This is a genomic window from Allokutzneria sp. A3M-2-11 16, from assembly GCF_024213555.1.
Lineage (GTDB): Bacteria > Actinomycetota > Actinomycetes > Mycobacteriales > Pseudonocardiaceae > Allokutzneria.
Genome location: NZ_JANAVO010000010.1, coordinates 120581 through 142736, shown reverse-complemented (window position 1 = coordinate 142736; position 22156 = coordinate 120581). Strand labels below are relative to the sequence as shown.

Sequence of the window (22156 nt, the reverse complement as noted above, 5' to 3'; positions counted from 1 at the left end):
GTCGAACGGGAATAATGCGCACAACTGGAGGAATGTTGATCGTCGTCACCGGTGCGACCGGCACCGTCGGCCGCCGAGTCGTCGCCCGCCTCACTTCGGCGGGCCAGCAGATTCGAGCACTGGCCAGGGACGCCCGCCAGGCCAGGGATATTCTCGGAGCAGATGTGGAAATCGTGCCGGGAGATTTTTCTCTGCCCGATTCCCTGGAGCCGGCGCTGTCCGGAGCAGAGCGGATCTTCCTGCTGTCACCCGACCTTCCGGGAACGGAGAAGCTCCGCTTGGAGGCCAACGCGGTCACCGCGGCGGAGCGTGCGGGCGTCAAGCACATCGTCTACCTCTCAGTCCCCGGCAGGGGTACCGAACCGGAGTTCGCCTTCGCCCGGCTGCACCGCGAGACGGAGCAGCGGATCGAGCGCTCCGGGCTGGCCTGGACGCATCTGCGACCGATCGCGTTCATGTCGAACCTGCTGCTGAGCGCCGAGTCGATCAGGACCGAGAACGCCTTCCACCTGCCGACCGGCGACGGCAAGGTGTCCTGTATCGATCCGGACGACATCGCCGCTGTCGCGGTCGAAGCGCTGACCGCGGACGGACACGAGGGCAGGGCGTACACGCTCACCGGCGCTGAGGCGCTCTCCCACGCGGAGCAGGCGGAGCGGTTGTCCGCCGTCCTCGGCAGGCCGATCACGTTCGTCGACGTTCCGGAAGCCGCTGCCCGGGAGGCGATGCTGGCCTCCGGTGTGCCGGACGCGCTGGTCGAGGACCTGCTTGAGTTCTACGCGCTGGTGAAGGCGGGCGAGCGGGTCATGATCTCCCCGGACTTCGAACGGGTCACCGGCCGCGAGCCGGCCACGTTCACCTCTTTCGCCGAGCGCGCCGCGGCGGCGTTCCGGTGACCGCGGCCCAGCGGGCGAAGGCGCTCGCGTTCCGGGCGCTGCACGAGGGCGAGCCGTTCGTGATCCCCAACCCGTGGGACGCGGGCTCGGCCAAAGCCTTGGCGCGCTGCGGCTTCAAGGCGCTGGCGAGCACCAGTGGCGGCTTCGCCCAGACGCTCGGCCGCGCCGACGGCGAGGTCGGCGTCGAGGAGGTGGTGGAGCACGCGCGGGTGCTCGCAGAGGCCACCGATCTCCCCGTTTCGATGGACCTGGAGCACGGCCACGGGATCACGCTCGCCGAGGTGGCACGGACGTTCCGGCGCGTGGCCGCCGCCGGAGCCGTTGGCGGGTCGATCGAGGACTGGCACCCGGACGGGTACCTGCTCGAACCAGGCCAGGCGGCCGAACGGGTCGCCGCGGCGGCCGACGCCGTGCGAGCGCTGGGGTTCCCGTTCACCCTCACGGCTCGAGCCGAGAACCACTACCGCGGCAATCCGGACCTCGACGACACGATCCGCAGGCTGCGCGCCTACGAGGACGCCGGTGCCGACGTCCTCTTCGCCCCGGGACTGCGCGCCGCCGACGAGATCCGCGCCGTCTGCCGAGCCGTTTCCCGGCCCGTCAGCGTCATGGCCCTGCCCGGCATGTCGATGGCCGAGATCGCCGGTGCCGGTGCGCGGCGGGTCAGCGTGCCCTGGCTGGCCGGGACTGCCATGAGCGCCGCGGTCACCGTGGCCACGACGATCCTGCAGACCGGCGACTTCCCGGCCTAGCGGTTGGACATGTCGCGCTCCGCATTCGAGAATTGCCCAAGCAGGACAAGGCAATGACGATATGGAGCCGCAGTGGGCGAACTGACCGGAAAGGTGGCCGTGGTCACCGGTGCGGCTCAAGGCATCGGGAAGGCAGTGGCCGAGCACTTGGCGGCTGCCGGGGCGGATCTCGTGCTCGGCGACACCGATGCCGAACGGCTCGAACAGACCGCTTCGGGTGCCAAGGCCCACTGGATGACCACCGACGTCACCTCCGGCGACGCCGTTCGGGCGTTGATGACGAGCGCGCAGGACACGTTGGGCGGCTTGGACATTCTGGTCTGCTGCGCGGGAATCCAGCGGTACGGCACGGTGGTCGACACCGACGAGTCGACTTTCGACGACGTCCTCGCGGTCAACCTGCGCGGGGCATACCTCGCGGCCAAGCACGCGATACCGCACATGCGGCGGCGCGGTGGCGGCTCGATCGTCCTGCTGGCATCGGTCCAGGCGTACGCGGCGCAACGCGAGGTGGCCGCCTACGCCGCGAGCAAGGGCGGTCTGCTCGCGATGGCCAAGGCGATGGCGGTCGATCACGCGCCGGAGAACATCCGGGTCAACGTGGTCTGCCCCGGCTCGGTGGACACACCGATGCTGCGGTGGGCGGGCGGCCTGCACGGAGGTGGGCGGCCGGTCGACGAGGTGGTCGCGGAGTGGGGCCGGGCCCATCCCCTCGGCCGGGTCGCCACTCCCGGCGAGGTCGCCGAGGCGGTGGGCTTCCTGGCCGGTCCCCGGGCGAGTTTCGTGACCGGGGCGGACCTCCGCGTGGACGGCGGCCTGCTGGCGGGCCTGGCCGTGCCGTTGCACCAGGAGGACTAGGGGTCGACGTGGGTGACCAGGAGGGTCACTCCGATCTCGCCACCGCAATCGACGAAGATCGGGCCGACGCCGTTGCCGATACCGGCGCGGAGCCGCGCGGTGGCCACGAACCGATCTGGACCCGGATCGATGATGGTGACTTCCTCGAGCATGGCCGAGCCGTTGACCCCACTTGCGATGGCGCGCAACCCCGTCCCGCCTCCGCAGTGGCCGGTGATGGTCACCCGTTGCCCTGGCTGGGTTGTCGGGTTGGGCGCCACATGCACCGTCGCGCGGGCACCCTTGGGCGGTACCGGTGTACCGACCATGATCGTTCTCCTCGGCGGGGTCACCGGCAGCCCGCGACGCGCAGGGTCCCGGTGTCGACCCGGAACTGAGCGGTGAGCACGCGCGACTTCGCGTCGTAGGACCAGGAAGGCAGTTCCTTGCCGTCCAACGTCACCGCGCAGGGGACGATGGGACGCTCAAGGGTGGCCATCGAGGCTTGCAGCGAGTAAGTCCGCTCGTGCCGGGAGGTCAGGCTCATCGTCCAGGCCCCTTGCGCTTCGGTCGATCGCAGTTCCCCGTCGTTGCCCAGCTTCGCCGAACTGGTCCGGTTCGGGAACGCCAGCAGCCGCATCTCGTCTGTCGCGAGGTTGTAGAGCGAGTCGACCTCCGGCGGTAGCAGCGGCAGCACGGCACCCGCCCGGACGAGCAGTGGCAGCTGGTCCAGCGGAGCGGGCAGCGTGGTCTCCTGTCCGCCGCGCACGGGGGCGACCGCGCCGAGGCTCAGCCCGCCGGTGTTCTCCTGGTAGGACACCGAACGCCACAGGTCGATCCACTCGCCGCGCGGCACGTGAAGCGCGCGGTCGCGCTGGCCTTCCTGAAGAACGGGAGCGGCCAGGATGTCCGGCCCGAACAGGAACTCGTCGGTTCGGGCGACGGCCCGCGGATCATCGGGATAGGCCAACGCCAGGTGCCGCATCAACGGCATGCCGCTGCGCTCGTAGTCGGCGGCGGCCCCGGCCAGGTACGGGTAGAGCTGCGTGCGGAGCTTCGCGTAGCGACGCCAGTTCCCGATCTGGCCGTCGTCGAACACCTGCGGCCGCTCCTTCGCCGGGACGGCGGTTCCCTCGGCCTGCGTGCGCATGACCCCGGACACCGCGCCGAGCTGCACCCAGCGGGTGAGCAGTTCCGGTGTGAGCGCGTTCGGCCCGAGCGCGAAGTAGCCACCGATGTCCGAGCCCCACAGTCCGACGCCGCTCGTGCCCATGTTCAGCCCGGAGTGCAAGGCACCGCGGAGGCCGTCGAAGCCCCATCCGGTCGTCGGATCTCCGCCCCACACCACCGGCGAGCACCGGGCCGAGCCGGTCCACCCCGACCGCACGAAGCGCACGATCGGCCGCCCCGCCTGCGCCGAGAACTCGTTGGCAGCGCAGTGGTACTCGCGGGGATAGGAGTTGTGGTCGTTGCGCCCGTCGAGCGGCGTGTACTCGCCGAAGTCCTCCATCCAGCCGTCCGCGCCGTCCTCGATCGCCTCGGCGAGCAGCCCCTTGTACGCCTGCCGCCCCGCTTCCGTCCGGAAGTCGATCTGGCTGACGTCGTAGTTGGTGACCCCGTAGCGGTAGACGTACGGCTTTCCGTCTGCGCCAGAGGTGAAGCCGCCCGCGCGCGCGATCGGCCCGTACGCCTTGCCGTACTTCACGTCGACCATGGGATTGAAGTAGGTCGTCGCCGCGAGGCCCATCGCGTGCAGGCGTGCGAAGCGCTCGCGCTCCGCGGCCCGGTCGACGCCCCCGGGGAGGTAGTGCCCGTACGTCTGCGCGACCGACACCGGAGCGTCGGCCTGCTGGAGTTTCCGGAGCTGTGCCGCCTGCTGGTGCTGGTCGCCGGTGGCCTGCACCCAGGGGCCGAACAGCCACGGAGCGGCGGGCGACGGCTGACGCCCGGTGGCCTTGGTGAAGCGCGCCAAGGCATCCGCGGGTCGCGGCCCGGCGAAGACGCGGAACCCGAACGAACGTGGTGACGGCACGGGGGCCGCCGTCGTTTCGCCGTCCGGTTTCCCGGTCACTTCGGCGCTCCACGCCTTCGGATCGCCCAGCTTGAAGTAGCTCGTCTCGGCGTTGTCGACGAGAACCCCGTATCCCTTGGAGGACAACAACCACGGCACCGGGTAGTAGGTGGCGTCGGCCCGCTCCCTCAGCCCCCACGGCGGGACGTACGCGGCGATGGCCGGATATTCGGCGTCCTGCCAGGGCCCGTCCGAGACGTAGTTCTCGACCGTGTTTCCCCGCTGGTCCACCGCGTTGGCGCGTTCACCGAACCCGAGATAGCGCTCGCCGTCGGCTGCGCGGAAGGAAACACCGTATGAGTCAGGGGATGCGCCGTCGACGGAGGCCGCGACCTTGATGACGCCATCGGCATCAGGAGCGACGCTGACCGTCATCTCCCGGTTCGGATGCGTGCTCGCCACCCGAAGCTCCAGGCCGCCTCCGGACCTGCGCGTCGAACGAACTTCCTTGGCCCGCCACCAGTGCCCTTCAGCCCGGAACCCGAGAGCGCCAACCGAGTGCTCGGCAAGCACGACACGGCCGCCCGCGTCCTTGAAGGTGATCTGCCACGGCCGCGCGGAAATCTCTGCGGTCAGCGCGCCCGCGCGGACGACGAGTGGCGACTTCGCCGCCTCGGCGGACAACGGCATGGCGAAGGTGACGGCCCCGGACACGGCCATCGAAACCAGTCTCGCGTAACGCATCCCTAACTCCCCAGCTTTGGAGCAGGACAGCGACGATGCCCGGAGCGATCCGCGGTGTCCACTGAGGATTGGGGCGGTCGAACAACACCCATACCCCTGCGGTATCACGCGTGACCGAAGCGGTCTTTCCGTTCCGGGAGGCCCGCTGGTGGGCTGAGGCCGGTACCGAGCAGAGGAGGAAGACGTGAGTGTCTCCAGGCGCACAGTCCTCGGTGGGGTCGCGGCGCTCGGCGTCGCCGGCCGGGCCGAGGCCGCTCCCAGTGGCAAGGTCGTGGTGATCACCGGGTGCAGCAGCGGTTTCGGCAAGCTCACGGCGCTGACCCTGGCCAGGGCCGGGCACCGGGTCTTCGCCACCATGCGCCACTCCCGGAGCGACAACGCCGCAGCGACGAAGGAACTGCGGGCCATCGCCGCCAAGGAGGGACTCGCGCTCGACGTGCTCGACATCGACATCCGGGACGACCGCTCGGTGGCCGACGGGATCGGCCAGGTGCGGGAGCGGGCGGGCCGAATCGACGTGCTGGTCAACAACGCCGGGATCTTCCACCCCGCCGTCATGGAGACCGTCTCCGTCGCCGAGCTTCAGGAGTTCTTCAACACCAACGTTTTCGGCCATCTGCGGATGAACCGCGCGGTCCTGCCGATCATGCGCGGGCAGCGCGCGGGGCTGGTGGTGCAGCTGACCACCGCGCTCGGCAGGCTCGTGCTGCCGTTCATGGGCCCCTACGTCGGCTCGAAGTGGGCGATGGAGGCGATGACCGAGGTGTCCCGCTACGAGCTGTCGCGGTTCGGCGTCGACGTGGTGATCGTCGAGCCGGGCGCGTACAACACGGATTTCGTGATCCCCAACGGGATCGAGCACTACCGGCGGCACGTCCGGGCCCTCGCTCCGGAGGACCACCGGCGGCGGCAGCAGTACGGCGACCTCGTCGGGCGGGCGGAGTCCCACCTCACCGAGGACCCGGAAGCGCCCGACCCCCAACAGGTCGCCGACACCATCGCCCGCCTCGTGAGCACGCCGCACGGGAAACGCCCGCTGCGCACGTTCGGCCCCGGTCTCCCACCCCAGTGGGCCGAGCTCAACGAGACCGCGGGCCGCATCCAGCGCGAACTCCTCGACGCGGCGGGCTTCGGCGACCTCAACCCGCGCTGAGGCCGCCAAGATCTCCCGTTTCGTACTCTTACCGGGATTTGGAAGCGCTCTCTTCCCCGTTAAGAGTACGAAACGGGAGATCTCTAGGTTGAGGCCGCCTCACGTTGGGCCGGGGGGCGGTTGGGGCGCATAGGCCCAGTTTACGTGGTGTGTGGAGGGCGCGCGGGGCTCGGGCTAGTCGAGGCAGAACTCGTTGCCCTCGGGGTCGGTCATGACGATGAAGCCGAAGCCCATCGGGGGCTCGGGCTCGAAGCGGCGGACGCGCGTCGCTCTCAGTGCGACGAGCCGGGCGCATTCGCTCTCCAGCGCGGCCATCCGCTCATCGCCCCGGAGTTCGGGCGCCACGCGGACATCGAGGTGCACGCGGTTCTTCGCGGTCTTCCCCTCGGGCACCTGCTGGAAGAAGACGCGTGGGCCGTGGCCGTCCGGGTCCTCGATCGCCGACCGCGTGTTGCGCTGGTCCTCCGGAACACCCATCCCCGCGAGGAAGTCGTCCCAGGCGGCCAGCGGGTCGGCCCCTTCGGCCAGCTCGACGCCGGGCGGGGCCGGGTGGACGTAGCCCAGGGCCTCGCGCCAGAAGGACGACAGCGCGCGCGGGTCGTGGGCGTCGAAGGTGACCTGGATGTGGCGGCTCATCGGTGGGCTCCGTTCGTTGCGGGAAAAGCCACCCTGGCACCCCTAGCGGACAGGTTCGGTCCGCGAGGCGGCGGCGATCACCCGGGTGAGGGCCTCGTGCAGGCTTTCCAGTTCCTCCACCGGCATGCCCAGCCGGGCGACCACGGCGGGCGGGATCTTCTCCGCCTCGGCGCGCAGCTCCCGCCCGGCCGCGGTGAGCGTCACGGCGAGGCTGCGCTCGTCCCGGCTGTCCCGCTCGCGCCGCACCAGGCCGCCCGCCTCCAGCCGTTTGAGCAGCGGGGAGAGCGTGCCCGGGTCCAGCTGGAGCATGCCGCTGAGGTCCTTCACCGAGAGCGGCGCGTGCTGCCACAGCGCCAGCATCACCAGGTACTGCGGGTGCGTCAGCCCCATCGGCTCCAGCAACGGCCGGTAGATCGCCACCACCGACCGCGAGGCCACCGAGAGCGCGAAGCACACCTGCCGCTCCAGCTCGAGCGGATCCGTCTGCTGAGTCACAGCGGAGAGCCTACCAATGATTGGTACACTAACCATTGGTGTGGCAAACAAGGAGGGCCCGTGCGACGACCGAATCCGGTGCTGTGGCTGTGGTACGCCTTCGGCGGCAAGCTGCCCGCGCGCTACCGCGACTGGGTGGTGCACGACCTCACCTGCCGGACCTGGTTCCTCCGGCACGTGCTGCGCTCGCTGGTGCTGGTCTCCCCGGTGCTCGCGCTGCTGTACCTGGTGTTCGGCGTGGCGCTGGGAGGTCCCGGCGAGGTCGTGCTGCTCGCGCTGCTGCTCGGCATGATCGTCGGCGTGTACTACTCGCTGTCCTACGCGCCGGAGAACGCGGACACGCGGCTCACCAAGTACGGCTTCCCGCGCGGCCACGCCACGAACACGCGCGGCTGATCAGCGGCGACCCCGGTGGCAGAACCCGGCGCGCGGGCCGCGGCGGACACCACCGGAGTTGACCCGCAGCGCGGGCGCCAGCCGCCACAGCCGCGCGTCGATCTCCGCGTCGCCCATCGCCAGCACGAGCAGGTCGGTCTCCACCCCGGCCATCGCCAGCACCCCGTCGGGCGCCTCGTCGCCGAGCGCGGCGCGCAGGTGCTCGGCGAACTGCTCCCGGTTCCACGGGCCCGCCTCCATCGACCGCACCACCGCGCCGTCGCGGGCGAGCGCGTCGCGCACGGCCCCGGTCAGCGGCTCGTCGGCGCCGTCAGCGGCGGTGATCACCAGCCAGGTACCCGATTCCGGGACGCCGCGCCAGAGTTCGCGCTCCGGCCGGGACGGAACGGTGACGTGCTGGAAGGGATAGGTGGGCAGGTCCACCCGGCGCGCCCCGGTCACGGAGAAGAACTCCGCCCAGTCCAGTTCGACGCCGCGGTCGTGCAGCTGCGCGAAGCCGGTCACCAGGGACCGCGCCTCGGGCTCGTCGGGGTGCAGCAGCGCCACCCGGGCGGTGCCGGGCGCGGTGCCGAACGGGATCTCCGGCATGGTGGTGAGCACCGCGAGCGGGCCGAGGTCCAGCCGTGAGGCCGCCGCGACCTCCGGCTCCGTCGCGAGCACCCGGGCGCACGCGTCGGCGAGGGAGAGCTCGCCCGCGCAGTACGCGGCGCTGATCTCCCCGATACCGCGGCCGTCCACGCGGCGGACCGGCAGGCCCCAGTGCTCGGCGAGCCGGTGCAGCGCGACCTCGACCGCGAACGTCGCGGCGCGCTCGTAGGGGGCGGCGGGCTCGTCGACGGCGAACACCACGTCCCGCAACGGCTGCTCCAGCAGCGCGTCGAACTCGCCGGAGATCTCGTCGAAAGCCTCGGCGAAGACGGGGAACTCCGCGTGCAGCTCACGGCCGAACGCGGGGGGCGCCTCACCGGTGCAGAAGAACGTGGCCGGGACCGGAGCGGCCCTGGTCACGTCCAGCTCGCTCGCGGCGATGGCCGTCAGCCCGTCCAGCACCTCCCGCCGGTCCCCCACGACGGAGATCCGCAGCGGCAGCGCGGCGCGGCTGGTGGCCAGGGAGTAGGCGACGTCGGTCAGGCAGGCGTCCTGGTCGGCTTCGAGGTGGTCGAGCAGCCGTAAGACCTGCGCGCGCAGTCCGGCCCGGTTGGCGGCGGAGAGCAGCAGCGGCGTGTCCGGCAGCTCGACGGCCGTGCTGACCTCGCACGGGGCTTCGACCGGCTCCAGGACCAGGTGCACGCCGGGCGGGGCGGAGACGCCGACGAGACCGCGGTGGTCCTGGGTCAATGAGCGCAGGTCCGCCAGAGTGTCCACTTCGGACTGTTCCAGGCCCGCGGCCCGCAGCGCGGCGTCGTTGGCGCGCTCCACCGTCGACCCCACAGCGCCCGCGACGATCACCGCGAGCACCGGGTGGCCGTGCCTGCGCGCGTCGGCGAGGCGCTCCAGCAGCAGCATCGACGCGCCGTCCGTCTCGGTCGCGCCGCCCGCGATGGCGAGGTCGCACTCGTCGTCGCGCAGCGCCCGCGCGGCCACGTGCACGGCCACCAGCGGGGTGTGCGCGGTGCCCACCACGATCGCCGGGCCGCCCAGCCGGAACGCGCCCGCCAGCTCCGCGGCCGCGCAGCCGTAGGCGCCGGTCCGGCCCTCGCGCGCGGAGAGCGGGTCGAGGCCGCCGCGTTCCAGGACCTCCCACGCCAGCTCCAGCGAGACCCGCCGGGCCGCGTCGAGGTCCGCGGCGTCGATGCCGAACAGCGCCGAGTCGAACCCGGGTGGGCCCACGCCGGGCTCCCGGTGCGCCATCGACACGATCGCGATCCGCTCGTCCTCTGCGGACATGTCGTCCCCTTTCTCGACGACCGCGCCGGCCGTCAAGCACGTCGGCGAGACGTGGTCGGTGCCGCGCACGCCCCCAGGCGCACGCGCGACACCACCGAACCTAGGGACGGTGGCGGGGAAAGCCGACCCCTATCCCCGCGGAACAGCCCCAGTTCCGCACAGGGGTGGGAGGGATAGCCTTCCCGCGCCGCGCCCGTCATTCCGCCCCAGGAATGGTTCGCCGCTCACTTCGGAACGGGAACTTACCAGTCCCGCGTTCGCGCGCCCCGCCTGGAATCAGGAACTTCACATCTCAACGACCTGCCATAGTCGCAGGTCATAGCATTGAGCTATCGCCCCACCTCGCAGCGTTGGCGCCACTCCACGAGGGGTGAATTTTCCCCCTTTGTGTCCCATTTTCACAAGGCCCGGGGAGACCCTGGCAAGAACACACGGGAATTGCCGGGTAATGAAACGGACCCGTTTCGCCCGGAATCGGGCGGGCGGTGCGCCGAACCGGGCACGGTTAGGCTCGTCCGGCGGAGGGCACTCCCAGCGCGAAACGATCACCGACCACGGGGGTTGTGCGGATGCCGACGAAGTTGCCGGAGAAGATCACCGCGTGCCTGTTCGACATGGACGGCGTGCTCACCAGCACCGCGGAACTGCACCGCAAGGCCTGGAAACAGGTCTTCGACGAGTTCCTCGCCGCGCGCGAGGGACCGTCCTTCCGGCCGTTCAGCGAGCGGGACTACCTGGACTACGTCGACGGCAGGCCGCGGCGGGACGGCGTGCGCACGTTCCTGGCCTCGCGCGGGATCACCCTGCCGGAGGGCGGCCCGGCCGATCCGCACGACCTGGCCACCGTGCACGGTGTCGGCAACCGCAAGAACGACTTGATCGACAAGATTCTCACCGAGGAAGGCGTCACCCCCTATCCCGGTTCCGTGCGGTTCCTGAAAGCCGCTCACGAAGCGGGTCTGGCGCTCGGCGTGGTGACCTCCTCGGCCAACGGTGAGCGCGTGCTCGCCGCGACCGGGCTGGCGCAGTTGATCAGCGTGCGGGTGGACGGCGTCGTGATCGACCAGGAGCAGCTGCGCGGCAAGCCCGCTCCGGACTCGTTCCTGGCCGCGGCGCGCAAGCTCGGCGTGCACCCGTTGGCCACGGCCGTCTTCGAGGACGCGCTCTCCGGCGTCGCGGCCGGGCGGGCCGGGGACTTCGGCTACGTGGTCGGAGTGGACCGCGCCGGTCAGGCGGAGGCGCTGCGCGAGCACGGCGCCGACATCGTGGTGGACGACCTGGGAGAGCTGCTTTGAGTTACCGCCGACGTAATTTTCCGCGCGGAGGCGCAACTGGATACAGCACCGACCCGTGGAAGCTGGCCTGGCGGGGGCTCGATGTCGGCAGCCTGGATCGCACCGAGTCGAGTTTCGCCTTGTCCAACGGGCACATCGGCCTGCGCGGCACCCTGGAGGAGGGTGAGCCGCGCGGTCTGCCCGGCACCTATCTCAACGGCTTCTACGAGGAGCACCAGCTGCCCTACGGCGAGGGCGGCTACGGCTATCCCGAGGCCGGGCAGACAGTGGTCAACGTGACCGACGGCAAGATCATCCGGTTGCTGGTCGAGGATGAGCCGCTGGACATGCGCTACGGCCGCGCGATCTCGCACGAGCGCGTGCTGGACTTCCGCTCCGGCACGCTGCGCAGGGAGACGGAGTGGGAGTCGCCGACCGGGCGGCGCGTCACCGTGCGCACCGAGCGACTGGTGTCCTTCACCCAGCGCGCGGTCGCGGCGATCCACTACGAGATCGAGCCCGCTGACGACATCCAGCTCGTCGTGCAGTCGGACCTGCTGGCCAACGAGCCGATCGAGCAGCGCTCCGGTGATCCGCGAGTGGCCGCGGCGCTGGACAACCCGCTGGTGTCGGACTTCGCGGTGGCCGAGGGCAGCCGGGCCGTGCTCGCGCACCACACCAGGCGCTCCGAGCTGCGGATGGCCGCGGCCATGGACCACACGCTCCACACGCGGGACAACCTGCGCACCAACATCCACGCCGAGGACGACCTGGCGCGGTTCACCGTGGCGGTCGACGTGCCCAAGGGCGGGCGGCTGCGGCTGACGAAGTACCTGGGCTACGGGTGGTCGGCGAACCGGTCCGTGCCCGCGCTGCGCGCCCAGGTGGAGGCGGCGCTCGACGGGGCCTTGCAGACCGGCTGGGAGGGGTTGCTCGCCGAGCAGCGGGAGTTCCTGGACAAGTTCTGGGCGGCGGCCGATGTCGAGGTGGACGGCGACGAGCGGGTGCAACAGGCGATCCGCTTCGCGCTGTTCCACGTGCTGCAGGCCGGGGCGCGCGGGGAGACCAGGGCCATCGCGGGCAAGGGCCTGACCGGGCCGGGCTACGACGGGCACGCCTTCTGGGACACCGAGATCTTCGTGTTGCCGTTGCTCACCTACACCGTTCCCGAGGCGGCACGGGACGCGCTGCGCTGGCGGCACTCCACTTTGGACAAAGCTCGGGAGCGCGCGACACAGCTCGGCCAGTGCGGCGCCGCCTTCCCGTGGCGGTCGATCAACGGCGCGGAGTGCTCGGCGTACTGGCCCGCGGGCACGGCGGCCTTCCACGTCTCCGGCGACGTCGCGTACGCGACGGCCCAGTACGTCGCGGCCACCGGGGACGAGGAGTTCGAGCGCGCCTGCGGGGCGGAACTGCTGGTCGAGACCGCGCGCTTGTGGACGGCGCTGGGGCACCACGACCCGCACGACGGCTTCCGCATCGACGGCGTCACCGGGCCCGACGAGTACAGCGCCGTGGTGGACAACAACGTCTACACCAACCTGATCGCGCAGCAGAACCTGCGCGAGGCCGCCGCGGTGTGCGGGCGCCAGCCGGACGTGGCGCGGCGGCTTGAGGTCTCCGAGGACGAGGTCTCCGGGTGGACCGCCGCCGCCGACCGGATGGCCATCCCCTACGACCGCAAGCTCGAAGTGCACGAGCAGGCCGAGGGCTTCACCGCGCACGCGGAGTGGGACTTCGCGAACACCCCGGAGTCCGGCTACCCGTTGCTGCTGAACTACCCCTACTTCGACCTGTACCGCAAGCAGGTGATCAAGCAGGCCGATCTCGTGCTCGCGATGCACCTGCGCGGCGACGCGTTCACCCCGGAGGAGAAGGCCCGCAACTTCGCCTACTACGAGGCGCGGACCGTGCGGGACTCCTCGCTGTCCGCGGGGACGCAGGCGGTGCTGGCCGCGGAGATCGGGCACCTCGACCTCGCGTACTCCTACCTCCTGGAGGCGGTGTTCACCGATCTCGACGACCTGCACGGCAACTCCCGCAACGGACTGCACATGGCCTCGCTCGCGGGCGCGTGGACGGCGGTGGTCGCCGGGTTCGGCGGGATGCGCGACCACGGCGGCAAGCTGAGCTTCGCGCCGAGGACTCCCCCGGCACTGAATCGCTTCTCGTTCCGGATTCGCTTGCGGGACACCAGCTTCTGCGTCACCGTCGACCGCGAGAGCGCCACCTACCGGGTAGTCTCCGGCGGGCCGCTGCACACCTCGCACCACGGTGAGGCGATCGTCGTCGAGCCGGGCGCCGAGGTGACGCTGCCGATCCCGCCCGCCCCGGAGCCGCCCAAGGTCAGCCAGCCGGACGGGCGCGCACCCCGAGGACGAGGAGCACCGTGAGCACCCTGCCGGTCTGCCGCACGTGCGGGACGCAGTACGCCGCCCCGCGCCCGGACTGCCCGATCTGCGAGGACGAGCGCCAGTACGTGCCGCCGACCGGGCAGGCGTGGACCGATCTCGCGACGCTGCGCGCGGGCGAGCACCGGGGTGTCGTGCGCGAGCAGGGGCCGGGGCTGATCGGCATCGGCTGCGAGCCGCGCTTCGCCATCGGGCAGCGGGCGCTGCTGGTGCGGGCGGAGTCCGGCAACCTCCTGTGGGACTGCGCCGCGTACCTCGACGACGAGCTCGTCGAACAGGTCCGCGCGCTCGGCGGCATCACCGGCATCGCGATCAGCCACCCGCACTACTACACGACGATGGTCGAGTGGGCGCACACCTTCGACGTGCCGATCCACCTGCACGAGAACGACCAGCAGTGGATCGGCCGCCCCGATCCCGCGGTGGAGCTGTGGAGCGGCACCACCAAGCGGCTCGCCGACGACCTGACCCTGGTCAACCTCGGCGTGCACTTCGCGGGCGGGACCGTGCTGCACTGGCGGGACGGCGCGAACGGCGCGGGGACGCTGCTCTCCGGCGACATCGTCCAGGTCATCCCGGACCGCGAGTTCGTCGGCTTCATGTACAGCTACCCGAACCTGATCCCCGAACGGCCGAGCGTGGTGCGCCGTGCGGCGGACATGCTGTCGGAGTACCGGTTCGAGACGATCCACGGCGCCTGGTGGGAGTCCGAGGTGCCGCGCGACGGCCACGAGGTCGTGCAGCGCTCGGCGAAGCGGTACCTGGAGCACGTCCGCGACTGATCCCGCCCGCGCTGGGTACGCCTTCACCATGAAGGTCGTGATCACCGGTGCGTCCGGGAACATCGGGACCGGCTTGCTGCGGCGGCTGGCCGAGTCCGACGAGCGGCACGAGGTCGTCGGCGTGTGCCGCCGGCCTCCGCCGCCCTCGGCCCCGCCGTACCACATCGCCCGGTGGGAGGCCGTCGATCTCACCGCGCCGGAGCGGTTGAGCGAGGTCTTCGCGGGTGCCGATGCCGTCGTGCACCTGGCGTGGGCGGTGCAGCCGATCCGGGACGAGGACTGGCTGCACGCCGTCAACGTGGAGGGCAGCCGCGCGGTGTTCGAGGCCGCGCGACAGGCAGGCGTTCCGCATCTGGTGTACGCCTCTTCCCTTGGTGTGTACGCACCTACGGCGCTTCCCGTCGACGAGTCCTCGCCCGCGACGGGCGTGCCCAGCTCTGTCTACAGTAGACACAAGGTCGCGGTGGAGCAGGAGCTGGAAGGCTTCCGCGACTGCGCCGTCGCCGTCATCCGGCCGACCTTGGTCACGCAACGCGTCGCGTCGGCGAGCATCGCCGCGCTGTACCTGCGGCCGCTCGTCACTCCGCTGCTGCTCCGGTTGGGGCGCAGCAAGCTCATGCCGGTACTGCCGATTCCGTCGGGGCTCAAGCTGCGGCTGGTGCACGCCGACGACGTGGCCGACGCGATCATCACGATCCTGAAGAAGCGTGCGACGGGTGCCTTCAACCTCTCCGCCGAGGACACGCTCGACCGCGCCGCGCTCGCGGAAGCCATGCACGCCAAGGCGATCCCGGTGCCGGACTTCCTGGCGAAGGCGGCCGTGACGGCGCTCTGGCGGGCCAGGGTGATCGGCGGCTCGCCGGGGTGGCTCGACCTGGCCGAGGTCTCCCCGTTGCTGGACAGCTCGCGTGCTCGCCGCGAACTCGGCTTCGCGCCGAAGCACAGCAGCGCCGACTGCGCGCGCGAGCAGGTGGAAGGGCTGTGCGCGGGCGTGCGCGGCACCAGTCCCGCGCTCAGCGCCGACCGGCTCGGCGGCTCCGGCGAGCAGTCCGACCGGTCCACTGTGGACGGCGGTGCGCGCAGGGACTACCGGGGACTGCGCAGGTTCGCGCTCGCCGCGGGCGGCGTGGTGCTGCTGGGGCTGCTCGGCAGGTCGCGCCGCGCGGGCTGAACGCCCAGCAGGTCCGCGTAGATCATGATCTTCTTCTCGATCGCGGCCAGGTGCGCGCGCTGCTCGGCCAGCGAGGCCACGATCTTGTCCCGGTGGTCCTCCAGCAGGCCGAGCCGGGCCCGCTCGTTGCCCGCGCCCGCGCGCACCAGGTCGGTGTACTTCTTGATCTCACCGATCGACATGCCGGTGCTGCGCAGCCGCAGGATGAACTCGATCGCGCCCAGGTTCTGCTGGCTGTAGCGGCGGCGGCCCGAGGACCCGCGCTCGATGTGGTCGAGCAGCCCCGCGCGCTCGTAGTAGCGCAACGTGTGCGTGCTGACCCCGGCTGCCGCCGCGGCCTCGCTGACCGTGAGCGATTCGTCCATGAGCGCAATCCTCGCGGGTGGAGTGCGCTCCAAGTCAAGCGGTCAGAACCGGAAGCGCATGATCTTGCCGATATCGCGCAGGGCCGGGATGTGCGCGATCACCCTCATCCCGATCCGCCCGGACAGCGGCAGCTTCTCCAGGCCGGGCATGTCCACGCTGCGCAGGGCGTCCACGCAGGTCAGGCCCTGGTGCAGGCGTTCGATCTGGCCCGGGGTGTCGATCCCCCAGTCCAGGGTCGCCCCGGCGTTGCGGACGGCGGGCACCAGCTTCTGCAGCTTGATGCCCATCGAGCCGTAGCAGTCGAAGAGCAGCTCACCGCTCGGGAAGCGCCCGGTGATCCGCTGGACCAGCCGCGTCCCGTCCTCCTCGCTCAGGTACATGCTCAGCCCCTCGAAGACCGCGACGACGGGGCGGTCGGCGGGCACCTGCTCCAGCCACGCGTCGTCGGTGACCGACGAGCTGATCACCGTGTAGTCCCCCGGCGGCGTCGGCAGCAGGCGCTCGCGCAGCTCGACCACCTCGGGGAAGTCCACGTCGATCCAGCGCACCGACGCGGGCGGGGCCATCCGGTGCACGCGGGTGTCCAGGCCGCACGCGAGGTGCAGCACGGTGCACTCCGGATTGGCGGCCAGGAACTCGCGCGTCCAGTCGTCCAGCGTCTTCGCCCGCAACGCGACCCCGACGGCGGAGGTGCCCTTGATGCCGGTCTTGCGGAAGTCGTAGTCGATGCGCCGCACCGCGTCGGCGGCTGCGACATCGCCGAGGACGGGGTCCGGCCGCACGCTGTCCAGCGCTCGGGCGTAGAGCGTGGCCAGCATGGTCTCCTGCGCTCCGGTCAGCGTGATCTTCTCGCGGTCCATGGCGTCAAGCTACACCCATTTCACAAGTCTCTGAATCTTCAGTACCGCTGCGCGTACCGAGTGGGCGGCTCGCCGAACATCGCCCGGAAGTCCCGGACGAAATGTGCCTGGTCGGAGTACCCGAGGTCGGCCGCGAGCACCGCCCAGTCGATCGGCTCACCGCGCTCCAGCCGCTCGGTCACCTCGTGCAGCCGGTAGCGGCGGATCACCCACTTCGGGCCGATGCCCACGTGCTCGGCGAACAGCCGTTGCAGGGCCCGCACGCTCGTGCCGAGGTTCCCGGCGAGCACGTCCACCCTGGTGATCTCCGGCCCGGCGATGATCTTCTCGACCACGTCGGTCGCGTACTGGGCGCGCGGGTCCGGCTCCGGCAGGTGGGCGAGCAGGAACGCCTCCACGCCCGGCACGTCCGGCTCCGCGGGGAGGGGGCCGGGGAAGACCTCGGCCGCGTCCACCCTGCGGTCGGTGATCGTGCTGACCGACGCGCCGAGGAACGGCCGGAAGGCTCCCGGCCGGAACGCCACCCCGAACACGCCGTCGCGCCCCTCCAGCACCTTCACCTGGTGCCCGCTGGACACGCCGTTCACCGTCGCGCCGCCGCCCTGGAAGGTCAGGTGGACGTTCGGGTACGGGACGATCAGCTGCCGGTAGGGCTCGTCGTACTCCCACGACACCACCCAGTAGCGCGCCACGTAAGGCGCCAGGTCCGGCGAGGGGCTGGGGAAGGCGTGCCGCTGGTACTTCGTCCACGCGCCGCCGAGCCCACGTGCGTCCCTGCCCATGCCGCGCAGCCTATGTCGCGTTTGTTCAAGACACCCGCCAGCCGCTCGGCTTGGCTCTTGGCCCATGAGCGACCTGATGGCCCGCGCCGCCGCGCCCTTCCTGGAGATCGTCCGCAACATCAAGCCCGACCAGCTCGGCTCGCCCACCCCGTGCGCCGAGTTCGACGTCCGCGCGCTGATCGACCACCTGCTGCACTGGGGCCCGTCGTTGGAGGGCGCCGCGCGCAAGGAAGCGGTTCCGCCCGGCGGGGCTTCCGGTGACTGGGCCGAGGCGTTGGAGGCCCAGGTCGAGCGGACCCTCGCCGCGTGGCGCCCGGCGTCGGCGTGGGAGGGCATGACGACCATGGGCGGTTCTTTCGAGCTGCCCGCCGAACTCGTCGGCGGCATGGTGGTCGGCGAGTTCGTCGTGCACGGCTGGGACCTCGCCCGCGCCACCGGCCAGCACGTGGAGTGGGACGCCGACGTCGTCGACTACGTGCACCGCGAGATCGCCAGGAGCGCCGACCAGGGCCGCGAGATGGGCGTCTACGGCCCCGAGGCCCCCGTCCCCACCGATGCGTCCACATTGGACAAGGCACTGGCGCTCAGCGGCCGCTCCCCCTCCTGGCCCGCCTAACCCGTGCCCCGCAAGGCCCCGCCCGCACTCCGCACACCGAGTAAACTCAGCCCATGCACTCCACCCGCCCGCACACCCAACGCGCGGCGGCCTCAACCTAGAGAACCCCGTTTCGTACTCATAACGGGAAAAAGAGCGCTCCAAAAACCCGTTTTGAGTACGAAACGGGATTTTGGGCTGCCCAGCTGATGTTGTGAGCGAGGGGACGAAGGGGTGGCGGCACGATCGTTGGGGACCACTTGCAGGACGCGGTCTTGCCTCCTCCTGCCCATCCCCGTCCTCGGTGCACCACCTCCTGGCGCCAGGTGGTTGGGGCGTCTTCAAGTACCCCGAACCCCCTCCCCAGGAGTCGTTAACCGCCCCCAACCTCGGCCGGGGTTGGTAGCGGTTAGCGATGGATTTGGGTGGGGTTCGGGGTACTTGAAGACGGTCCTACGGCGGCGGAGTGCGGGAATGCGTGGCGGAGGTGGGTGATGAAGGCTCGGGCGGCGGGGGCGATCGGGTCGTCGGAGCGCCAGGCGAAGTCGAGGCGGCTGCGCAGTTCGGGGGTGATCGAGAGCGTGTGCAGGCCAGGGCCGGCCGCCCCGGGCAGGATCGCGACGCCCAGCCCGCGCAATGCCAGGCGCTCCACCATCATCGGACCGCTGGCCTCGAAGGCGACGCGCGGAGCGATACCTGCCGCAGCGCAAGCGTCGTCGAGGCACGTGCGCACGCCGGTGCCCCTCGGCAGGCAGATCAGCGCGCGGTCGCGGAGGTCGTCGAGGGTGATCTCCGACCGATCGGCCAGCGGGTCGTCCGGGCTCACCGCGGCGACCAGTCGCTCGTCGACAACAACGTGCGTGCTGATGCCCTGCGGCGGCCCCGCGAGGCCGACCAGCGCGAGGTCGAGGCCGCCCGCGCGGATGGCGTCGAGCAGGTCCGCCGAGTTCCCCTCGGTGAGCGTGACCTCGACGCCGGGGTGCAGCTCGTGGAAGTCGGCCATCGCGGTCGGCAGGTCGACGGCCCCGCACGCGGTCACCACGCCGATGTCGACCCGCCCGCGCAGCAGGCCGGTCAGCTCCTCCACGGCGAACTTCGCCCCGGCTACGGCCGCGAGCGCCGCCTTGGCGTAGGGCAGCACGGCCGCCCCCGCCTCGGTCAGCCGCACGGTCCGCCCCGACCGGTCCAGCAGCTGCTCCCCCAGTTCTCGCTCCAACCGCCGGATCTGGGCGCTCACCCCGGGCTGAGCCACGTGCACCCGCGCGGCGGCCCTGGTGAAGTTCGCCTCTTCGGCGACGGCGACGAAGTACTCAAGCTGGCGCAGCTCCATGCCGGAATTATCGGCCGGGGCGGAAAGGCGTCGTTCAGCCGACCCCGCCGCAGTCGCCGACGACCTTGGCGGACATGACCTCGTAGAACTCCTCGCCCTGGTCATTCTTGATCGGCCGCAGTTCCAGCCCCTCGTGCGGCTTGTGCGGAGGAGAACAGACATTGCCCTTCTTCAGAGCGTTCTCCAGCAGCAAGAGCACGGGCTTGTCACCGCAGTGCTTGTAGTGCGGGGCGTTGGGCCAGCCCTTGGCCTGCGCGGCCATGGCCCTGTTGAAGCCGCAGTCCAGGTTCTCGCGCGCGCTGGCCTGACCAGGCAGCACGAGCGCGGCCGAGGCAACGACGGCGACGGTGGCCGCGAGCACGGCGCTCAGGCGCACTGAAAACATCTTCATCTCCTTTGTGGAAACAACGCTGACGACAGAACAGTGGACCGATCGAACACCTGGCCGCAACTCAATGAATACTCAAGAAATCACGAAAGAGTGTTCAGATAAAGCTCAATTCCGCAGGTCCGGGCACCGCCAGTGCGGTTGCGCGAACAGCACGGTTTCACGACTGAATGAAATGCGGCGACATTCGCCGGAACAATGTTCCAGCCTGCCGGGCATGCCACTACCGCTTCCTGCCCCCGGCTGACCGACTCCCCGGCAAGCGATAACCAGTCCTTCTAACATCGAGCACGACTAAATCTTGGACTTCTGGCTGAGCGGTCCGCAGGCTGGAGGCATGGAGATCACCCCGGACCACCCCGCCTACGACACCGAGCGCGCGGGCTTCCAGACCGCCTTCGAGCAGCGCCCCGCGGTGATCATTGCCGCGAGGACCGCTGAGGACGTGCGCGCCGCGGTCGCACTGGCCCCGGACCGGGACCTGGCGATCAGCGTCGAGGCCACCGGGCACGGGCGAGCGGGCGTGACCGAGGGCCACCTGCTGATCTCCACGCGCGCCATGACGGGCGTGCGGGTGGACGCGGAGCGGTGCACCGCCTGGATCGAGGCGGGCGCCCAGTGGCGGCACGTGATCGACGCCGCCGCGCCGCACGGGCTGGCCCCGCTCAGCGGCAGCGCACCGGAGGTCGGCGCGATCGGCTACACCCTGGGTGGCGGGATCGGTTTGCTGGCAAGGGAATTCGGCTACGCAGCGGACCACGTGGGGGTCATCGAGCTGGTCACCGCGGACGCCCGAATGGTGCGTGTCACCGCGGACAGCGAACCGGACCTGTTCTGGGCATTGCGCGGTGCCCGGGACGGCTTCGGCGTCGTGACGGGCATCGAGGTCGACCTCGTGCCGGTGAGCACGATCTACGGTGGCGGGCTGTACTTCGACCTCGATCGGGTCCCGGACGCGGTGAGCGGCTATCTCGCTTGGAGCGCAACGGTTCCGGAGCAGCTGACGTCCTCGGTCGGCGTGTACTCCATGCCGGATCTGCCGATGTTCCCCGAGCCGCTGCGCGGGCGGTACGTCGCGCACGTCCGGATCGCCTACACCGGCGAGGACGGTGACCGCCTGGTGGCGCCGCTGCGCGAACTCGGTCCCCGAGTGATCGACAAGCTCGGCGAGCTGCCGTTCAGCGAGGCCGGGTCGATCTACAACGATCCGACGCAGCCCCACGGCTATCTCGGGGACAACGTGCTGCTCACCGAGCTGGACGCGAACGCGCTGCGCGACGTGCTCACGCTCGCCGGTCAGTACATTGTGGACATTCGACATCTCGGTGGCGCCCTCGCCCGCGAGCCAGAAGTGCCGAACGCGGTCGGACACCGTGCGGCGCAGTACATCCTGCGCTTGATCGCACCGCTGGACGGGACCGATCCCGAGACTGTCCACTCCGGACTCCAGAAGGTCTTCGACGTCGTGCGGCCGTGGACGATCGGGAGCTCGCTGAACTTCGTCTACGGCACACCGGCGAAGGACGCGCACGAGCCGTGCGACCTGCTCCGCCTGCGCGACCTGCGGGCGCGGATCAATCAGGTTGCATGACCGGCGGTCGTACTGGAGCCTGCCCGGCATGGCGACTTTCGAGGAGTTGGTTGCGGAGGGCGACGCCGTCCCGCTGGACGGCTGGGACTTCTCCTGGTTCGAGGGCCGGGCCACCGAGCAGCGCCCCTCCTGGGGCTACGCCCGGTTGATCGGTCAGCGTTCGTCCACTGTGGACTCAATGCTGGACGTGCAGACCGGCGGCGGGGAGGTGCTGGCCACGATCCCGCGCGCCCCGGCGGCGCTGGCCGCCACCGAATCGTGGCCGCCGAACCTCGCGGTCGCCCGCCGCAACCTGGAGCCCCTGGGCGGCAAGGTGGTCGAGGCCCCCGACGAGGGACCGCTGCCCTTTCCCGACGCCTCGTTCGAGCTGGTCGTCAGCAGGCTCCCCACGGTCACGATCTGGCCGGAGATCGCCCGCGTGCTGCGCCCCGGCGGCAGCTACCTGTCCCAGCAGGTCGGCGCGGGCACGATGCGCGAGCTGACCGACTTCATGATGGGACCGCAGCCGGTCAGCCAGGTCAGGAGCACCGACCGCGCCCGCGAGGAGGCCGAAGCCGCCGGGCTCACCGTGGTCGACCTGCGGCACGAGTCGCTGCGGGCGGAGTTCTTCGACGTCGGCGCGGTGGTGCACTTCCTGCGCAAGGTGCTGTGGACCGTCCCCGGGTTCACCGTCGACGGCTACCGCGACCGGCTCCGCGCGATGCACGAGCACATCGCCGAGCACGGCTCGTTCGTCGCGCACTCGCAGCGTTTCCTGGTCGAGGCCCGCCGCGAGGTGTGATCGTCAGAGGATGCCCGC

The 22156-nt window shown here is 70.8% G+C and carries 22 protein-coding genes; 12 read left to right on the top strand and 10 right to left on the bottom strand.

The features are described from left to right. Positions 1-32: 32 nt before the first annotated feature. From NLX83_RS32720 to NLX83_RS32710, 3 genes are all read left to right on the top strand, one after another. Positions 33-896, top strand: coding sequence for an SDR family oxidoreductase (locus NLX83_RS32720; protein ID WP_254239101.1), 864 nt, complete (start codon positions 33-35; stop codon positions 894-896). Then, positions 893-1648: an isocitrate lyase/PEP mutase family protein gene (locus tag NLX83_RS32715; RefSeq protein ID WP_254239100.1), complete on the top strand. Its 756-nt coding sequence runs from the start codon at positions 893-895 to the stop codon at positions 1646-1648. Before NLX83_RS32720 ends, NLX83_RS32715 begins: the two co-directional genes overlap by 4 nt. A 72-nt stretch (positions 1649-1720) precedes the next feature. Continuing rightward, complete coding sequence (locus NLX83_RS32710; RefSeq protein WP_254239099.1) at positions 1721-2506, top strand: SDR family NAD(P)-dependent oxidoreductase; 786 nt, start codon at positions 1721-1723, stop codon at positions 2504-2506. Here NLX83_RS32710 and NLX83_RS32705 read toward each other — a convergent pair. Both NLX83_RS32705 and NLX83_RS32700 read right to left on the bottom strand, forming a co-directional pair. After that, entirely contained in the window at positions 2503-2814 is a 312-nt protein-coding gene (locus NLX83_RS32705; RefSeq protein ID WP_254239098.1) for a hypothetical protein, read from the bottom strand. The genes NLX83_RS32710 and NLX83_RS32705 overlap by 4 nt on opposite strands. 20 nt (positions 2815-2834) lie before the next feature. Continuing rightward, positions 2835-5216, bottom strand: coding sequence for a TIM-barrel domain-containing protein (locus NLX83_RS32700; RefSeq protein ID WP_254239097.1), 2382 nt, complete (start codon positions 5214-5216; stop codon positions 2835-2837). Between the two features lie 208 nt (positions 5217-5424). Between NLX83_RS32700 and NLX83_RS32695 the strand changes: the two genes are divergently transcribed. Beyond that, positions 5425-6393, top strand: a complete 969-nt coding sequence (locus tag NLX83_RS32695; protein WP_254239096.1) for an SDR family oxidoreductase — start codon at positions 5425-5427, stop codon at positions 6391-6393. 174 nt (positions 6394-6567) lie between these two features. Here the strand turns inward: NLX83_RS32695 and NLX83_RS32690 are convergent, their stop codons facing one another. Further along, entirely contained in the window at positions 6568-7029 is a 462-nt protein-coding gene (locus NLX83_RS32690) for a VOC family protein (RefSeq protein ID WP_254239095.1), read from the bottom strand. Positions 7030-7071: 42 nt separating this feature from the next. Beyond that, the gene (locus NLX83_RS32685; RefSeq protein WP_254239094.1) at positions 7072-7524 is read right to left on the bottom strand and encodes a MarR family winged helix-turn-helix transcriptional regulator; all 453 of its coding nucleotides are present in this window, start codon (positions 7522-7524) and stop codon (positions 7072-7074) included. A gap of 60 nt (positions 7525-7584) precedes the next feature. Here NLX83_RS32685 and NLX83_RS42125 point away from each other — a divergent pair, with 60 nt between their 5' ends. After that, positions 7585-7920 carry a DUF5313 family protein gene (locus NLX83_RS42125; protein ID WP_254239093.1) on the top strand — a complete coding sequence of 112 codons (336 nt, stop codon included), beginning with the start codon at positions 7585-7587 and terminating at the stop codon, positions 7918-7920. On the opposite strand, the gene NLX83_RS32675 is transcribed toward NLX83_RS42125, so the two are convergent. Next, entirely contained in the window at positions 7921-9807 is a 1887-nt protein-coding gene (locus tag NLX83_RS32675) for a beta-ketoacyl synthase N-terminal-like domain-containing protein (protein ID WP_254239092.1), read from the bottom strand. Between the two features lie 569 nt (positions 9808-10376). On the opposite strand from NLX83_RS32675, the gene NLX83_RS32670 reads away from it, so the two are divergent. The 4 genes from NLX83_RS32670 to NLX83_RS32655 are packed head-to-tail and all read left to right on the top strand — an operon-like array spanning position 10377 to position 15445. Further along, positions 10377-11102: an HAD family hydrolase gene (locus NLX83_RS32670; protein WP_254239091.1), complete on the top strand. Its 726-nt coding sequence runs from the start codon at positions 10377-10379 to the stop codon at positions 11100-11102. Beyond that, entirely contained in the window at positions 11099-13474 is a 2376-nt protein-coding gene (locus NLX83_RS32665; protein ID WP_254239090.1) for a glycoside hydrolase family 65 protein, read from the top strand. Before NLX83_RS32670 ends, NLX83_RS32665 begins: the two co-directional genes overlap by 4 nt. Beyond that, complete coding sequence (locus NLX83_RS32660; RefSeq protein ID WP_254239089.1) at positions 13471-14274, top strand: MBL fold metallo-hydrolase; 804 nt, start codon at positions 13471-13473, stop codon at positions 14272-14274. The genes NLX83_RS32665 and NLX83_RS32660 overlap by 4 nt, the downstream gene beginning before the upstream one ends. 28 nt (positions 14275-14302) lie before the next feature. Then, a complete protein-coding gene (locus NLX83_RS32655) occupies positions 14303-15445 on the top strand; it encodes an NAD-dependent epimerase/dehydratase family protein (RefSeq protein WP_254239088.1) in 1143 nt (380 codons plus the stop codon). On the opposite strand, the gene NLX83_RS32650 is transcribed toward NLX83_RS32655, so the two are convergent. The 3 genes from NLX83_RS32650 to NLX83_RS32640 are packed head-to-tail and all read right to left on the bottom strand — an operon-like array spanning position 15361 to position 17453. Beyond that, positions 15361-15810, bottom strand: a complete 450-nt coding sequence (locus NLX83_RS32650) for a MerR family transcriptional regulator (protein WP_254239087.1) — start codon at positions 15808-15810, stop codon at positions 15361-15363. The two genes, NLX83_RS32655 and NLX83_RS32650, sit on opposite strands and share 85 nt — an antisense overlap. A 42-nt stretch (positions 15811-15852) precedes the next feature. Beyond that, positions 15853-16671 (bottom strand): class I SAM-dependent methyltransferase, encoded by an 819-nt coding sequence (locus tag NLX83_RS32645; protein WP_254239086.1) that lies wholly within the window; start codon positions 16669-16671, stop codon positions 15853-15855. Positions 16672-16709: 38 nt separating this feature from the next. Next, a complete protein-coding gene (locus NLX83_RS32640) occupies positions 16710-17453 on the bottom strand; it encodes a helix-turn-helix domain-containing protein (RefSeq protein ID WP_254239085.1) in 744 nt (247 codons plus the stop codon). Between the two features lie 64 nt (positions 17454-17517). Here NLX83_RS32640 and NLX83_RS32635 point away from each other — a divergent pair, with 64 nt between their 5' ends. Continuing rightward, a complete protein-coding gene (locus NLX83_RS32635) occupies positions 17518-18069 on the top strand; it encodes a TIGR03086 family metal-binding protein (RefSeq protein ID WP_254239084.1) in 552 nt (183 codons plus the stop codon). A gap of 388 nt (positions 18070-18457) precedes the next feature. On the opposite strand, the gene NLX83_RS32630 is transcribed toward NLX83_RS32635, so the two are convergent. Beyond that, positions 18458-19378, bottom strand: coding sequence for a LysR family transcriptional regulator (locus tag NLX83_RS32630; RefSeq protein ID WP_254239083.1), 921 nt, complete (start codon positions 19376-19378; stop codon positions 18458-18460). A 34-nt stretch (positions 19379-19412) separates the two neighbouring features. Beyond that, complete coding sequence (locus NLX83_RS32625; protein WP_254239082.1) at positions 19413-19763, bottom strand: hypothetical protein; 351 nt, start codon at positions 19761-19763, stop codon at positions 19413-19415. A 340-nt stretch (positions 19764-20103) separates the two neighbouring features. Here NLX83_RS32625 and NLX83_RS32620 point away from each other — a divergent pair, with 340 nt between their 5' ends. Together NLX83_RS32620 and NLX83_RS32615 are read left to right on the top strand one after the other, a co-directional pair. Next, complete coding sequence (locus NLX83_RS32620; protein ID WP_254239081.1) at positions 20104-21357, top strand: FAD-binding oxidoreductase; 1254 nt, start codon at positions 20104-20106, stop codon at positions 21355-21357. 28 nt (positions 21358-21385) lie between these two features. Further along, complete coding sequence (locus NLX83_RS32615; protein ID WP_254239080.1) at positions 21386-22138, top strand: class I SAM-dependent methyltransferase; 753 nt, start codon at positions 21386-21388, stop codon at positions 22136-22138. Positions 22139-22156: the final 18 nt, after the last annotated feature.

Bases quoted from the DNA above. Each gene is read 5' to 3' on its own strand.
- NLX83_RS32720 (WP_254239101.1), top strand. From the start codon at position 33: ATGTTGATCGTCGTCACCGGTGCGACCGGCACCGTCGGCCGCCGAGTC.
- NLX83_RS32705 (WP_254239098.1), bottom strand. From the start codon at position 2,814: ATGGTCGGTACACCGGTACCGCCCAAGGGTGCCCGCGCGACGGTGCAT.
- NLX83_RS32700 (WP_254239097.1), bottom strand. From the start codon at position 5,216: ATGGCCGTGTCCGGGGCCGTCACCTTCGCCATGCCGTTGTCCGCCGAG.
- NLX83_RS32690 (WP_254239095.1), bottom strand. From the start codon at position 7,029: ATGAGCCGCCACATCCAGGTCACCTTCGACGCCCACGACCCGCGCGCG.
- NLX83_RS32675 (WP_254239092.1), bottom strand. From the start codon at position 9,807: ATGTCCGCAGAGGACGAGCGGATCGCGATCGTGTCGATGGCGCACCGG.
- NLX83_RS32670 (WP_254239091.1), top strand. From the start codon at position 10,377: ATGCCGACGAAGTTGCCGGAGAAGATCACCGCGTGCCTGTTCGACATG.
- NLX83_RS32655 (WP_254239088.1), top strand. From the start codon at position 14,303: ATGAAGGTCGTGATCACCGGTGCGTCCGGGAACATCGGGACCGGCTTG.
- NLX83_RS32650 (WP_254239087.1), bottom strand. From the start codon at position 15,810: ATGGACGAATCGCTCACGGTCAGCGAGGCCGCGGCGGCAGCCGGGGTC.
- NLX83_RS32645 (WP_254239086.1), bottom strand. From the start codon at position 16,671: ATGGACCGCGAGAAGATCACGCTGACCGGAGCGCAGGAGACCATGCTG.
- NLX83_RS32640 (WP_254239085.1), bottom strand. From the start codon at position 17,453: ATGGGCAGGGACGCACGTGGGCTCGGCGGCGCGTGGACGAAGTACCAG.
- NLX83_RS32635 (WP_254239084.1), top strand. From the start codon at position 17,518: ATGAGCGACCTGATGGCCCGCGCCGCCGCGCCCTTCCTGGAGATCGTC.
- NLX83_RS32630 (WP_254239083.1), bottom strand. From the start codon at position 19,378: ATGGAGCTGCGCCAGCTTGAGTACTTCGTCGCCGTCGCCGAAGAGGCG.
- NLX83_RS32625 (WP_254239082.1), bottom strand. From the start codon at position 19,763: ATGTTTTCAGTGCGCCTGAGCGCCGTGCTCGCGGCCACCGTCGCCGTC.
- NLX83_RS32620 (WP_254239081.1), top strand. From the start codon at position 20,104: ATGGAGATCACCCCGGACCACCCCGCCTACGACACCGAGCGCGCGGGC.
- NLX83_RS32615 (WP_254239080.1), top strand. From the start codon at position 21,386: ATGGCGACTTTCGAGGAGTTGGTTGCGGAGGGCGACGCCGTCCCGCTG.